The 14,628-nt window shown below is 40.6% G+C and carries 17 protein-coding genes; 5 read left to right on the forward strand and 12 right to left on the reverse strand.

Annotated elements, in window-relative coordinates; translation table 11 throughout:
* Both CK503_RS16305 and CK503_RS15565 read right to left on the reverse strand, forming a co-directional pair.
* Positions 1-189: hypothetical protein (locus CK503_RS16305; RefSeq protein WP_217988277.1), on the reverse strand; the 189-nt coding region annotated here is incomplete at its 3' end.
* 1,559 nt (positions 190-1,748) lie between these two features.
* Positions 1,749-2,180, reverse strand: coding sequence for a copper resistance protein NlpE (locus CK503_RS15565; protein WP_095607762.1), 432 nt, complete (start codon positions 2,178-2,180; stop codon positions 1,749-1,751).
* A 188-nt stretch (positions 2,181-2,368) separates the two neighbouring features.
* Here CK503_RS15565 and CK503_RS15570 point away from each other — a divergent pair, with 188 nt between their 5' ends.
* Positions 2,369-2,764, forward strand: coding sequence for a hypothetical protein (locus tag CK503_RS15570; protein WP_095607763.1), 396 nt, complete (start codon positions 2,369-2,371; stop codon positions 2,762-2,764).
* A gap of 217 nt (positions 2,765-2,981) precedes the next feature.
* Here CK503_RS15570 and CK503_RS15575 read toward each other — a convergent pair whose 3' ends face one another.
* From CK503_RS15575 to CK503_RS15615, 9 genes are all read right to left on the reverse strand, one after another.
* Positions 2,982-3,374, reverse strand: a complete 393-nt coding sequence (locus CK503_RS15575) for a type II toxin-antitoxin system death-on-curing family toxin (protein WP_095607764.1) — start codon at positions 3,372-3,374, stop codon at positions 2,982-2,984.
* A complete protein-coding gene (locus CK503_RS15580) occupies positions 3,374-3,580 on the reverse strand; it encodes a MazE family transcriptional regulator (protein WP_095607765.1) in 207 nt (68 codons plus the stop codon). Before CK503_RS15580 ends, CK503_RS15575 begins: the two co-directional genes overlap by 1 nt.
* A gap of 330 nt (positions 3,581-3,910) precedes the next feature.
* Positions 3,911-5,242 (reverse strand): carbohydrate porin, encoded by a 1,332-nt coding sequence (locus CK503_RS15585; RefSeq protein ID WP_095607766.1) that lies wholly within the window; start codon positions 5,240-5,242, stop codon positions 3,911-3,913.
* 1 nt (position 5,243) lies between these two features.
* Entirely contained in the window at positions 5,244-6,269 is a 1,026-nt protein-coding gene (locus CK503_RS15590) for a porin (protein WP_095607767.1), read from the reverse strand.
* A 62-nt stretch (positions 6,270-6,331) separates the two neighbouring features.
* Complete coding sequence (locus CK503_RS15595) at positions 6,332-6,628, reverse strand: sll1863 family stress response protein (RefSeq protein WP_095607768.1); 297 nt, start codon at positions 6,626-6,628, stop codon at positions 6,332-6,334.
* A 42-nt stretch (positions 6,629-6,670) separates the two neighbouring features.
* Positions 6,671-7,141: a bactofilin family protein gene (locus tag CK503_RS15600; RefSeq protein WP_095607769.1), complete on the reverse strand. Its 471-nt coding sequence runs from the start codon at positions 7,139-7,141 to the stop codon at positions 6,671-6,673.
* Positions 7,142-7,172: 31 nt separating this feature from the next.
* The gene (locus CK503_RS15605; RefSeq protein WP_095607770.1) at positions 7,173-7,997 is read right to left on the reverse strand and encodes a mechanosensitive ion channel family protein; all 825 of its coding nucleotides are present in this window, start codon (positions 7,995-7,997) and stop codon (positions 7,173-7,175) included.
* A 42-nt stretch (positions 7,998-8,039) separates the two neighbouring features.
* Positions 8,040-8,246, reverse strand: a complete 207-nt coding sequence (locus CK503_RS15610) for a hypothetical protein (protein WP_095607771.1) — start codon at positions 8,244-8,246, stop codon at positions 8,040-8,042.
* 3 nt (positions 8,247-8,249) lie between these two features.
* Positions 8,250-8,831 (reverse strand): RNA polymerase sigma factor, encoded by a 582-nt coding sequence (locus CK503_RS15615; RefSeq protein ID WP_095607772.1) that lies wholly within the window; start codon positions 8,829-8,831, stop codon positions 8,250-8,252.
* A 188-nt stretch (positions 8,832-9,019) separates the two neighbouring features.
* Between CK503_RS15615 and CK503_RS15620 the strand changes: the two genes are divergently transcribed.
* The 3 genes from CK503_RS15620 (at position 9,020) to CK503_RS15630 (ending at position 11,769) form a co-directional block, all read left to right on the forward strand.
* Positions 9,020-10,492: an OmpA family protein gene (locus CK503_RS15620; RefSeq protein WP_095607773.1), complete on the forward strand. Its 1,473-nt coding sequence runs from the start codon at positions 9,020-9,022 to the stop codon at positions 10,490-10,492.
* 57 nt (positions 10,493-10,549) lie between these two features.
* Positions 10,550-10,798, forward strand: a complete 249-nt coding sequence (locus CK503_RS16510) for a lipopolysaccharide assembly protein LapA domain-containing protein (protein WP_350354273.1) — start codon at positions 10,550-10,552, stop codon at positions 10,796-10,798.
* A 104-nt stretch (positions 10,799-10,902) separates the two neighbouring features.
* Complete coding sequence (locus CK503_RS15630) at positions 10,903-11,769, forward strand: mechanosensitive ion channel family protein (protein WP_095607775.1); 867 nt, start codon at positions 10,903-10,905, stop codon at positions 11,767-11,769.
* Positions 11,770-11,932: 163 nt separating this feature from the next.
* On the opposite strand, the gene CK503_RS15635 is transcribed toward CK503_RS15630, so the two are convergent.
* Positions 11,933-12,685, reverse strand: coding sequence for a TrkA C-terminal domain-containing protein (locus CK503_RS15635; RefSeq protein ID WP_217988434.1), 753 nt, complete (start codon positions 12,683-12,685; stop codon positions 11,933-11,935).
* Positions 12,686-13,926: 1,241 nt separating this feature from the next.
* Between CK503_RS15635 and CK503_RS15640 the strand changes: the two genes are divergently transcribed.
* Entirely contained in the window at positions 13,927-14,346 is a 420-nt protein-coding gene (locus CK503_RS15640; protein WP_141239957.1) for a toxin-antitoxin system YwqK family antitoxin, read from the forward strand.
* Positions 14,347-14,628: the final 282 nt, after the last annotated feature.

Consider the following 14,628-nt stretch of genomic DNA (forward strand, 5'->3'; position numbering starts at 1 on the left):
AGTCCTTTTAGGACTTTTAGATAAAATTATTTCTTTGCCATCGAGAGAATTGTAGTTACAAGGCTCCATTTTTTCAGGCTCTTCAACAGAGGATATGGAAGTTGAACCTGTATTGGGATCCACATAAGGAGAACTAAAACAACCAGTTAAAAATAGAACGAGAAAAATTGAACTAATGAGTTTTCTCATAAAATGGACTAAAAATATGACTTAAAATTTAGAATTTATTTTTGAAAGTATGCCTAACGATTAGCGCTACAGCTGCAGGCGCCGGAATGTATATTTTTTTATAAAAAGAAAGAGTAACTAAAAAATGGGAGTTGGGCAAGAAAGGGCGAGGCCTGTCCGCTGATAGCGCCGGGTTAGTTTGGGGCTGAAGATGTAGAACCAGCAACGGCTTTGATAAAAACAACGGAAGAACACAGCGGACGTAAGATGATTTAGCCCCGACCGGCCAGGACAAAACGGGAAATAGGATTTTCGGAAAGGAAAATAACGATGAGGCAAATTGAGTAGTGGAAAAGGCAACCCAGAAGCGGCTGAAAAATGGATATTTTTACAGCCGAAACAGCCTTTATTGACAGACCGTGAAGGCCGGCGGGCAAACTAACGATTGGCGCTACAGCTGCAGGCGCCGAATGTTGAATTTATTTACAAAAGAAAGAGTAACTAATAAATGGAAGGGAGGCAAGGAGATGGCGAGACCTGTCCGCTGATAGCGCGGGTTAGTTTGGGGCGAAAGGAGTGGAGCCAGCAAGATTTGTGATAAAAACGACGGAAGGAAACAGCGGAAGCAAGATGATTTAGCCCCGACCGGCCAGGACAAAACGGGAAATAGGATTTTCGGAAAGGAAAATAACGATGAGGCAAATTGAGTAGTGGAAAAGGCAACCCAGAAGAGGCTGAAAAATGGATATTTTTACAGCCGAAACAGCCTTTATTGACAAGCCGTGAAGGCCGGCGGGCAAACTAACGACATTGCGCTTAACCGGCAGGCGCCAGAACGTCGAATTAGTTTAAAACGAAAGGTTAACTAATAAATAGAAGGGAGGCAAGAATAGGCGAGGCCTGTCCGAGTTGAAGCGCGGGTTATTCTTGTAGCTTGCAAGCCCAAATTGTGGCAAACCCAGAACGAAAGAAACCCACCAACCCAGAAATCTAGCACGACAGCATTGCGCCGCGGCGGCCAGCGCCAAAGTGGTGAACAGGCGGTTTGGAAACAGCACCAGGCACCAAGGCAACAGATGAAATGAGGCAGCCAGAAACGCTGGACGAAAGGGCACCGAATTTGTTTGACTTGTTAGAAAAGCACTGGTGCAGATGACCAGTTTTGGAAAGGCAATCGTTAAAACGAGCAGGAAACCGGAACCTGCCTACAAGCCCACAAAGAAGCAAAACCTTGCGCCAAACCAGTAGACAAACCGCAACGGCCGACCGCGCAGTATAACGACCTTGCGCGTAACCGGCGTGCAGGCGGGCGCCAATTATTTAAAAATGTACTACAGTAATTGATGATTTAAAATCTGGCAACCGACGGCGAGGCACGTCCGCGTTGACGCGCTTGTTAGCAGTAATTTATTCCTGATCGTTATGCCTCTGAAAGTAGTTACGGGTTTTGGGCTGCTTGTTCAATAGCAACACGACTTCTTCCAATTGTTTTAGCAATAAAAAAATACCCCGGAGGCACGCTCCGAGGTAAAAATATCGGTAAATTCCCTGAAAAAGTCAGACCGTATGAATTACATAGCTTATTTCGTTAGTACATATGCATCAGCTATGGGGCCGGTAACTTCTTTTTTGTCTGAATTTAGCATAACAATGGCGGAGTCTGATTTCATTCGATAAAACTCCTTCTTGTTATCCGACAGGGTAACAACAATAAGACCGTCATCCGTATTTATTTTGTACGAACCCTTCATCGTTTTTTCAGTATCATTACTATCTAAATACAGTGTAGTTTTTTCCACTTTGTTTTGCGGTTTAAATTTTAATGAAGTTTCTATGCCGGGGCAATCAGCGCAAGGAAGCGTGCCACTATAAACGCCAGTAATACTACGTTCTGATTGGGCACGTTGTTCGCTTGTCACCTTAGATTGTTCTTTTAATGATTGCTTTTCGGCATTATTACAAGAAGTTATGGCTATAAAAGCTACTAAAAATAAAAATGAGACTTTCTTCATAATATAGTTGATGGTAATTTAATTTATATGCTTATTATCATTAGTATACAACTTGAGAAAAAAGTTCCTAATTACTGCTAACGACATTGCGGATAAGCGGCGTGGTTACGAATTAGAAACTAAGTTAAAAACTACAACCGAAAACACAAGCAAAAGGGAGCGATCCAAAAAGCAACGGCCGTGACTATTTGAAGAAGCCAGCAGAAAAAAACGAGGGGAGACAGGCTGTTACCGCTAAATTTTTGAAAAGCACCTGTGAAGAATCGAGCAAAAAGAGCGACCAATTTGGAAAAAGCCCAGGCGAGCCACGTCCGCTTAATGCGCGGGTTATGCTGGAACTGGAAAAAGTACAACACAGCTTTTTTGTGAAAGAAGCAGGAAAACCAAAAGCTACTGAGTCTGGAATTTTACGCGGAGGCCGCGACAAACTGAACGATAGGCTTTGCGAAATGAGCAAGAGCACCGACGACTTTTTTAGAAAAAGCAGGAATACGAAACTTACCACGAGGGCAGGGAAGCGAAATCGAAAAAAGGCACTGGTGCAGATTCTTAGCTGGAAAAAAGCACACCACAAAAAAGGCTGAAAAATTGAACCTGTTACCAGCTAAAAAAAAGCAGAAATTTAGGCCAAAACTATTGGACAAACTGAAATGGCCGACGCGCAGTATAACGACATTGCGCATAAGCTGCGTGCAGGCCAACGCTGATTTAGAAATAAAATGTACTACAGAAATTGAGTAAACCAAAACCGGCAGGGAAGGGCGAGGCACGTCCGCTTAATGCGCGGGTTAGCCGTATTTTCTATCTTTCTTTTGAATTCTGTTTTAGATGTTCGGCTACTTGCTCTTTAGAAATGTCTTTCGATAAAAAGTCTAAGACTAAGTCCGCAAGTTCCAGATCATAGGATTCTTCAACTTCATATCCATTGAGATACAAAAAGGTCATGCCAGAGGCCAAAGCCGTTCGCTTATTTCCATCGATGAATGGATGCCGGATCGTTAAACAAATGATATAACTAGCAGCCATTTCAAATAGATCATTTAAGTATTCACCATCGAAACTGGCCTTGGGAGCATCTGCGTAAGTTTGGACATCTTTTTCTTGTCGAATACCTGGATCACCGCCTGCTTTTTGAATCTCTTGCTCGTGGATGAATAAAATGTCTTCCATAGTTAGAAAGGAAGGCTCCTTCATTATTCACCCAGTTTGTCTAAGGATTTACGATGCTTCTTGCTGACTTCTTGATAAGCAGATTTTGCATCAACTTTTTTAATCAAAAGTCCTTCATCTTGCGGGATAATTTCGACTTGGTCGTCATCTTCCACTTTTAAAAGCTTAAGCAGGGCTTTTTCGAGCAAAACACCACGGCTGTTACCAATTTTTTGCAGTTTCTTAATCATAATCTTGCTCCTTTATGTTCTTACGAAGTTATTAACATAAGAATACGAAATAAAAAGCAAAAAAGTATATGAGAAGGGAAGATTTAATACGGCTAACGATCCACGGCATAAGCGGTTTGGGGATTATGAACTCAATTTAACACTCGAAACCGTAACTGCAAGAGAAAGAACCAAAACCAAATTTGTACCAAATCCGCTTAATGCCGTTGTTAGCCGTAAATTGCGCCACTTTTATTTTACACGGGTATCTATCGTTTGAAATAATAAAACATGGCATGCACTTCTTGTAAGTTTTACACCTTTGAACTAACTCTGACTTTTTCAAATAACTTAAAGTGTTATGTCCGTACGTAGCCCTATTACCAGTGCATTCGAAGTATTTGAGATTGCCCCCGGGCTAATCACATATTGTATATCAGGTTGAATGTTTAACCAGGGTATAACTTTAGTTAAATAAGTAAATTCGAGTACGGTTTCGAAATCATCAACCTGTCCGTTTAACTGCTGAAAAAGTTTACTTCCTTGCACGGACGCTAATGAAAATCCCAGCAAGCCGTTTGGATCACCGGGAATTAACCCTTTGTAAGTTACCCCCCAACCGCCGTATGATTTAAAGCGACTCACTTCGTTTTCCGAAAAACCAATTCTACCAAAAACTGATAATTGCTGATAGGTTTTTTGGGGATTAGGATTCCACTTCCAGTCAGCAAGAATATACAGGCCTTTATCATTTTGGTCATCCGTAACAGTTGGTAATGTTGTACCATAACGGTCTGATACATAATTTTTTGAGTAACTCCAGACACCCAGGGCAATTTTAGTCCGATAATCACTGCTAACCTCTCGGCCAATAAAAGACCGGCTTTGTCGGGTGGATAGGTTGTCTTGTGCTATAAATTCCTGCTGACCAAAGGAAAGCAAGCCAAGCTCGGCTACGGCCAGGGTTCCGTCGGCGTTATTCCATGTGAAATCAGTGCTTTTTGCGGAATTCAATGAAGCAGGTGCGCCATCCATCAAACCGGCCTGAATGTATATTCTCCGGTCCGGAACAAACTTGATTCTGCCTCCCAAACCGGCAGCCGGGAAGGTAGGCGGACCGATTAAACCACTTCCGGCAAAATCACCCCCCAAACCTTGAGAGCTCTGCATAAACAAGGCAGCGGACCCCATTACATCGAATTCTGAATTTATGTCATAAAGACCACCAAGAATGGAAAGTCGGTTACTGAGCAACTTTTGTTGCAGCCATACTTCAAATAGTCTGATGGTTTGCACGGCTTCAATATTGCTTACACCCTGCACATCACCGGCGTACTGGCTAATGCTGTTCCCGTTGTTTTGGAGGGCGGAAAACAGAATATTGGATCCCGGCAAGCCTATCAGCTTTTCGTTATCAATGACAAACTTAAGATCAATATTCTGGATGAAAACAGATTTCCGGTTAATTCCCCCGGAAACGTTGCTCATCACATCTCCGATAAAACTTAACTCAAGAGTAAACCCATTATTATTGAATGGGGTGCGCAAACCACCCCAATCGCCTGTAGCTGTCTCTCGGTTCCATATAGAGGGCTCTTCTTCCGCATCCTGCGCAAGAACCTCAACCTGGCTGCTGATCAGTAGAAAAAGCAGAAAGAATAAATAAATAGATATCCATTTCATTCTAGAATCCTATTTGAAAATTTATGAGTATTTGTGAAAACTCTATGTCTTTATCGGTTGGCAAAATATAGTTGAGCTGTATTTCTGAAACCTGGGTAGGCCAGATATTCAGGCCAGCGATAATGGATTCAGTATCCGGGCCCATGCCGTCAGCATCAAACTGATCCCAGCGCACCAAGAGTTGAGTTTTTGCCCCGGCCATATAACCCGCTGTAAGATGGTATCCATAGGGGTTCGTTTCATTTCCATTATTTTCGAGCTTGCTGTAGATAAATTCACCGCTCAGCATAAGGTCGTCGACGGTTGTTCGTGCATCTACACCAGCCAGAGTACGAGTACCGCTAAAATTATTAGCAACTCCACTTAATGAAATATTATCGTCTTCGCTGATAGCGCCGTTCACACCTACAACCAGGTCGCTGGTTTCAGATGACCCTGCATGAAATTCCAACCGCCCGGAATAGAGAAAATGATTGTTGTCATTGCTGTTCCCATTATACCCATTACCGTTAAAAGCACCGGCAGCGTAGTGAACGACATCAGGCTTTAGCCAGCCGCTGATCTGCACACCTATCTGTCGGTTTGGGGCGAGACTACTAACCGCCCTGGAGCGATTTACAAAATCAATGGCAGCGGCTCCGGTTAGGAATTCACCACTGAAAGGAGATTTAAACAAACCGGCGTCTATCTGAAATCCTTCAGAATGTTTCCAGTATGCTATTGCATCAAGTATAGCAGGTGATCTGTCAAATTTGGTTTGTACTACATAACCAAATCCACTGTCCAGGTCTCCTGAAACTTTCAACCGCAGGTTGGCAATGGAAAAACCATTACTCCTTCCCAGGTTACGTTCCGGCTGAAAATCTCCAACAAACTGTATCAGAGAACCGATACGTAGGTACTCCTTTTGGAAGTCACTTTTTAGCTTATCGTATATGGGTTCATCACCAAATGTCTGAGCCTTGACACTATAAGACCCAATTAAGAGTAAAGTTAAAGTAATGACAGTTGTAGCGTATCTTCTCATAGTGTTTATTTGATTTAGGATATTAAATAGCCCGGACAGCGTACTACCCGGGCTATTAAATTTTATTTCTTTTGATTAAATCGAGATTTAGCTTTATCAAATGCGGATGACAGGGCTTCCCAGCTCTGATCTACTCCGTCTTTCAGGTCTTCCCATGCATCATCGGAGGCATCTTTTATTGAGTCTAACTTATTCTCGGCTTCCGTTCTTTTCTTCTTTAGCTCCTTAATTTGTTTTTTAACATCAGCTTCTGCTTCATCTTTAGTCTGGTTTGCCTCAGCCTCGAGTTTATCAAGTTCAGCATCCCACTCTTTAAGTTTTGCAGTAAGTTTGTCGATGTATTTATCTCGTTTGCTCATGTAAAAACCTCTTTTATTTATTGTTTTATTTTTCTTGGGTTATTAAATATTCGATACTTTCAGATTTGATTTTTCTTTATACCAATCTTCACTTTGTCGAATTTGTTTATTTCCTTCCATTTTAAGAATGGAGCTATTAAATTTTCCTGAATTAATACCTCCGTTAAGCGTCGCTCCATCATCTACAATAAGCTTAGATGTAAACAGATTACCCTGAACCCACGCTTTTTGATGTAAATGAAGAAACGTTCCTGAAGAGATATCACCTTTAACTTTGCCCTTCACCTCTACACTTCCTCCTATTACATTTCCGTGTATCAGTGCCTGCTCATTTATAATTATTTTTTTATCAGCTATGATATTGCCGTGGATAGCTCCATCAACACGAATATCACAGGCAGTTTTCACACTGCCTGTAATGATGGTATCTGCGTGGATAATGCAGACATTGAGGGTTTGGGAATTATTTTTTGGGGTCGCAGTTCCTGCCGACCTTTTACTTCGTCTAAACATGCACCTCGTGAATTTCTTTTGAATTATAGAATTAAGATCTGGTTATACTTTCAGAAATAAGCTTATGAGTGGGAAATAAAATCTCACCATCCTCTGTTGAAAGCGTAACATGCATAGAATCTATTTTTTTTATCTCGCCGGAAATTTCTCCAATCTTTATTTTTTGGCCTTCATCAAAATTGTTTCGCACATAAAAAGAAGAAAGTATGTTGCTCAAAACTTGCCTTGAAGAATACCCAAAAGAAATGGCAAAAGCCAAAATAATACCCCCGAGAATAATTGAAATATTAGCGGTAATAAGAGACGTATCTATACCTGCCTGATCTAACGATGTAGTAGCCACGATTATCAGTAACAGGTAATACACTATACTGCTTAGTACATTGCCTGCTGACAAACCAAGGGAGCTGAATACCGAGTTAAGAAATTTCTTGACATAACTGGCTAAATACAGACCAAACACGAAGAAAATGAGGGCACTGAATAGTTCAGGTAAGTAAACAACCAAACTACTGATTGATTCGGATACTACGTTCCAGCCTAGGGTGTCTGAAGCAGAAATTATAAATAGAAGCAGTATGATCCAGTAAACAAATTTTGAGACCCATGTACTGGGTTCAACTTTCATAGTACCCGAACTCATTGAGGTTGTCTCTATAAATTTTTCTCCCAGCCGGTCAAATCTTACAGAGCGTAGAACCTTTCTTACAACAAATTCGACAAGTTTTGCAACCAGCCAACCAATAACCAGCAGGAGTAAAGCACCAAGTATATTGGGGAGAACACTCATTAGCTTTTCGCCAAATGCTAAAAATGAGTTCTGCACTACTTCGGTCAAGTCGGTAAATGTTTCCATGTGTTCCTTTTTTAAGTGTTATTAGGTTAGACGCAGATTATTTCAAAAGTCACTATTAGAGTTTGAACTTTTTATCATCTCTACGATCGAGTCAATTGCTTTTACAGAGAAAAGATCCAGCGTATTGGCTAAAAGCCAACCGAATTTTGTACTGGAAAGAACCCTTTTTTTCAATTGAGGTGAAGGCGTGTTTTCATCAGCAAGTTGCTTAAAGGCGTTATTTGATATGTTTGCGTGATCTTGTTGCATAGGTCAATTATTTTTGAGTAGTATGTTATAGATAGCTACAGCGCGCTCCCTTGCACGGAGGAGGCGCATTTTGGCAGCACTTTCACCGATATCGAAAACTTCCTGAATTTCAGAAATAGACATGTCATCCTGGTATTTCATTAAGAGAATCATCTTGTCATCAGGCTCCAGTGTTTCCAATACTTTTTTCAGATACTCCACTTTCATTTGTAACAGATCATCCTCAGAGTTGCTATGAAAAGCCTTAACTCTTTGTTCTTCGATCTCTTCAACAGATAAAACTATGCCTTGTCTATTTGAAGATTTTCCCCTGGTGTAGTCGATACATGTGTGGTAGGTGATTGAGTACAGCCAGGTGTAAAAAGAAGAGTTTTGTTTAAAGGTGGATAATTTTAAAAAAACTTTTAAGAAAATATCGTGAGTCAGATCTTCCGCCTCGCTTTTCGAGTTTGTGAAGCTGATGCACTTATTATATACCCGATGAGAATAACGATCATAAAGCTCACCAAAGGCACGTTGATCAGCGTTTTCAATAGTTTCCCGTATTAACTCTTTATCAGTTAAGTTGTTTATGGCTTTAGTCATTAAGGATCATGATAAAACAGGTTGTGTTTCAGTCTTCTGACGTAAGAATAGGAGAAAAGTCACTTTTTTATTCAATTTAAGTGACCACTTAAAAAAATTACGTCTAATCATTATGAGAGTTAAGTACTATCAGTTTTTATTTACAATAGTATCAAATCTAAATCACATAACAACAGGAAAACAATAAAATGAGTGACAAAACAACTATTACTAAGATTATATCAGCGCTACTTTTTGTACTGATATTCAGCATGCTGAACAATTCGGTTGTTCAGGCGCAGGATATACGCAATTCGTTATTTTCTGATGCGGACAAGGCACTGAATCAAGCGAACGCAGCCGATGCCAGGTTGCTTGCTCCGGATAACTTCAGTAAAGCAATGGAGCTTTTCAATGAAGCCAACCGCGACCTTCAAAGAGGCAGAAACTTACAGGATATCCGCGAAAAACTAGCAGAATCGGTTACTTACTTTAATAAAGCGACCGAAGCTACAAAGCTGGCAAATGTTACATTCACTAATGTTTTAAGTGCCAGAGAAGATGCTATTGCTGCTAAAGCATTTGAATTTTCTCCCGAAAAATGGAAAGATGCCGAGGATGAATTTAAGGGAGCAGCCAAGGAATTAGAAGACGGGGATGCAAGAGATGCAAAAGAAGAAGCAGCGCGTGCCGAAAAAATGTATCGCGATGCAGAACTTACAGCCATAAAATCCAGCATACTTGAGTCAGCCCGTTCTTTAGTCAGGCAAGCTGATCGGGTGAGTGCGGACGACCAGGCTCCCAAGACTCTGGAAAAAGCCAAACGATTGATTAATGAAACCGAGAAAGCACTGGAAAATAGTCGATATGATACCGATGAGGCAAGGAACCTGGCTAAGCAAGCAGAATATGAAGCCAGCCATACTCTTTACCTTCATCAGTATATTGAGCAGCTCGACAGGGATCGCAAATCCCGGGAAGAGGTGATTTTGATGGCGGAAGAACCGTTCAAGAGAATAGCCGGAGAATTACTAATCAATGCCAAATTTGATAAAGGTTACGAAAGCGTTGCTGATTCTATCATTCAGAAAATAAATGGCCTGAAAGAGTCTCTGAACAGTCAGGAACAGGAAATAACAAGCCTTACCCAAGAGTATAACAGCCTTGAGAGTGCAAATGAGGATTTGAGAAATAAACTGGAAGCTATTACCAATGAACGAAGTGAGATCAGCGAACGTGTTCAGGCAATGAATGAGTTCAGAGAGCAATTTGAGCAGGTTAATAACTTATTCTCAAATAGAGAAGCTCGGGTCATTCGTGATGGAAATAATGCGGTTATGCGATTAACCGGTTTAAACTTTGATGTGGGATCCTCAGTTGTTAAAACCGAACACTTTGCATTGTTATCCAAGGTGAAACGTGCCATCAATTTATTTCCCGGGTCAAAGATTACCATTGAGGGTCATACCGACTCCCAGGGGGGCGATGATTTGAACATGAAACTTTCACAAGAACGTGCCAATGCGGTAATGTCGTACTTGCTTGCCAATATGGATATCGAGCCATTGCGAATGAATGCAAAAGGATATGGCGAAACTAAGCCGGTCGCAAATAATGAAACCGAGCAGGGAAGAAAGATGAACCGAAGAATTGATGTAATCATCGTACCGGAAGGTTTTTGATTATATCTGACAAATCTTATGGGTCAGGCACAGCCTGACCCATTTTATTTTAATATCATGACGACTTTTAAACGATTTTTGATCATACTAAATGTTCTTTTTTTAATACTCATTGCCATTTTCTTTACTCAAAACAGTGAAATTGTTTCGGTTACGTTTCTTTTTTGGCAATATGAGAGTGCACAGTCTATCGTATTACTATCAACTTTTTTTACAGGGGCAATAATAAGTCTTTTATTTATTCTTCCGTTTGTGATCAAAGGAAATAAAAAGACCGATAAAACAGCTGATAAGGAAGCGGAGTAATATTAAATTGAAGGCAGGTAGTTTTGTAATGAAAATGATGCGTTTAATTTTATCTACCATTAATTATTTCAATCAGTGCAAATAAAACATAGTTAATTAAGATCATGAAAAAAGTATTAGATCAGATTTACCTAAAAATTTCGGAAATATTTTCACCTGAGATCATAGGCGATTTATTGGCTGAGGGCATAATTGATATTGCAGTCATGCTCTCCGTTATATTTGCTTTTTATCTGCTTTGGAGAGGAGCAAAGCTGATATCAAAACCCATTTTTGAGAAAAGTAACCTGGATGAAACCACTACCATATTCGCTAACTCTATCATAAAATATGGAATTTTGATATTCGGGCTGATTACGGCCTTGGATTCGATAGGTATTAAAACTTCAGCCGTATTAGCTTCCTTAGGAATCGTGGGTTTAACCATTGGTTTTGCAGCAAGGGATTCGCTTTCTAATATTATATCCGGAGTGATTATATACTTAGACCGGCCGTTTGTAATCGGGGACCTTGTAGAAGTAGATGGGAGGTATGGGAAAGTAGATCGCATAACCCTGCGGTCCACCCGTATTGTAACGGTTGATGGGAAAATGCTGGCGGTACCCAATGTGGATGTGGTGAACAAAACCGTAACTTCTTACACAAACTTTCCTCACCTCAGGCTTGATGTGCCGGTTACTGTAGGTGTAAACGAAGACCTGGATAAAGCACGCTCTATACTGTTAAACCTGTTGAAAAATAATCACTTATATATGAGTGAACCGAAACCATCTGTAGTTGTAAAAGAGCTCAACGACTATAATGTACTCATTGAACTGCGTGTTTGGATTGATAACGAAAGGGATCATATTCCCATGCGTTTTCAACTTCGAGAAGATATTTTTAAAGCCTTCAATAAAGCCGGTATTCATATGCCTTATGAAACCCTGCAATTGGCACCGTTCAACGCAAGCATTAACAGTAAAAATTAAACTAAATACATAGCAATGAATTACGGCTAACGACATTGCGCATAAGCTGCACGCGAATGAATGTTGAATTAGCAACTAACGAAAGACAAGTCTTAAAACCAAGAGTGGCAAAGAATTGGCGAGGCGTGTCCGCTTAATGCGCGGGTTATGCCCACAGCTTGTTTTATTTTGAATCCCACATTCTTTCTTGTTCTAAGACTGCCTCAGCATGTTTTTGATCTCCACTCTGACCTTTCTGTCGATTATCCAAAGATTCAAGAAGTTCAGCCCGTCCGTAAAGTGTTACGGTATCATCATTATAAATTTTTGTTTCTCCTCGTGGTGCTCCGATGTATTCCCCATTGCTTCTTTTTATTCCCAATACCAATATGCCTTCATCATGTAATTGCAAATCATTCAGGGTTTTGTCAGCCAGCCAGTCTTGTTGTTCCACTTTTATTTCGGAAACCCGATAATTGTCTGAAAGATGAAGGAGACTATAATAATCCCTGACCTCTAAGGTCGTATAACGATTAAGTGCACGGTTAATGAGATAAGACAGTTTGCGGTCAATCCATTTACTTTGCACCAAAAACCATAGTGCAATCAAACCAACCACCAAAACCACGATTTCAATGGAAATATATCCGATTCGTTCAAGGGAGATAAAACTGAGAATGAGCGATGAAATGGTTGAGATGACTCCTGCACTACCGAGAAAAATTAATATCATCAAAATTTTACGGCGAACTGGATGATTAACCACATGCTCCGATTCATTTGTTGTAAATCCCGTTCCTGTAAATGCTGATCGAGCTTGAAATCGAGCAGCATCTTTTGATATTCCTGTTTGAATTAATGCTGTGGCAGCTATTCGGGTAATGAGTATGGAAAGAGAAATAATAACTAGAAGTGAAATAATAGCAACCATAGCCATACCCATTTAATTAGTTTTCAAATAGTAATATAGAGAATATTGAAAGAAGAGAAATGAATTAGAACTGGATTAGAAAACTGTGGGAATAACGACATTGCGCATAAGCTGCGTGGGTACTGATCAGCAACTAAGTTAACAACTCTTGGCAAAATTACAAGCAAAAGGGAGCGATAAAAAAGCTGAAGACGTGACCATTTAACGAAGCTAGCAGAAGAAATCGGGGAGAGACAGGTTGTTACCACTGGATTGGTAAAAAGCAAAAGCCTGAACCCCAGAAAAAAGAGCGACCACTTGAAGAAAAGTTAAGGCGAGCCACGTCCGCTTGATGCGCTGGTTATGCATGTAGCCTGAAGATTGGGGGACTGCTAAAACAAGAACGAACCAGACCCAAAAATGCAAAGCCCAGCATTTAATATTGTGGCCGCGGCGGCCAGCGCCAATCGAGAACCAGGCTTTTTCGGAAAGGCAGAAAGCACCAAGGCCAAATAGGGAAGAGGCAACTGGGAAAATTTAACAAATAGGGCAAACGCCTATTTTGTATTTCCGAATTGGCACTGGTGCAGATGACCAGCCCCGAAATGGCAACCGTTAAAAAGAGCTGGAAACGGGAACCCATGTAAAAGCTAAAAAGAAGCAAAAATGGTTGCTAAAATTGTAGCCAAACAGTGAAGGCCGACCGCGCAGTATAACGACATGGCGCATAAGCTGCACGCAAATGAATGTTGAGTTATTAAATAATGAACGAAAAGGGAAAAACCAGAAAGTGGCAAGTGGGGGCGAGGCGTGTCCGCTTAATGCGCGGGTTATACACCCGTGTATGATAATTTGGAAGTTGTATTTTATACTCTACATTTAAAGAAATCATTATAGGCTTCAAGAGAAAAGAATAAAATTACAATTAAACGAAGAAGAGTCGATACAGCATCTGTAGAAGCTGGAAAATGCTTTATGAATAATCTGCTTGAAGAATATTTTGACTAATACCGGCTTCAGCCACAGTTATTCCATCTGTATTTACTTTTCACTCACAAAAAAAGAGACTACTCATGATGTTTCGAAAGTATTCACCGTTCCTAACAGGTTCAAAGACCGCATTGCTCCTGCCCATCCTAGCCTTGCTTACCCTTACATTCTGCAGCCAAAAAACTAATCATTCGGATTCTAATTCTAGTAAATTAGATCATGTACCAGAGCTACATGTTGATTTTAATCGCTCTGAGGAACTCGGTATACCTAAAACTTTGGCCGCTCGTTTCACCACTTCAGGTGAGTTGTTTACGGGAACTCAAAAGGTTTATAACACCGAGAATGACAGCCTCTATATGAAGTATTATTTCAAAGATGGGATCGAGACCAAGGTTATTCATTATAAGAAAGATGGCGACATCAATAAACTTATAAAGGGCAGGTATCTTAACAAGCTTATTGTTAAGGAAATTTATACCAATGGTGTACTGCTTTACCAAAATGTTCCACCAACTGAAAGCGAAGACGGAATTGGACACCTTCGTGGATGGCACGAAAATGGTCAACTCTCCGTTGAAACCACTTATACTGGAGACCAAGTGCGCCAAGGACTGTTGATAGAATATGACGAAGAGGGCAATATCATTACCCAAGAACGGTATGAGGATGGGAAATTGGTGGAAACGATAAAATAACGAAAGCATTAATAGAGAAGAGCAACGAGGGGTGTATAACGATTAGCGCTTAAGCTGCGTGTTGTTTCTATATTTCGTTTAGTAATAAAAGACAGAATTTGTCGGCTAAAAGCAAGAGGGAAGGCCAACGGCGAGTCACGTCCGCTTGAAGCGCCGGGTTAGTTTGGGGCTGAAGATGTAGAACCAGCAACGGCTTTGATAAAAACAACGGAAGAAAACAGCGGACGTAAGATGATTTAGCCCCGACCGGCCAGGACAAAATGTGAAATAGGATTTTCGGAA

This window comes from Fodinibius salipaludis, assembly GCF_002287075.1.
GTDB lineage: Bacteria > Bacteroidota > Rhodothermia > Balneolales > Balneolaceae > Fodinibius > Fodinibius salipaludis.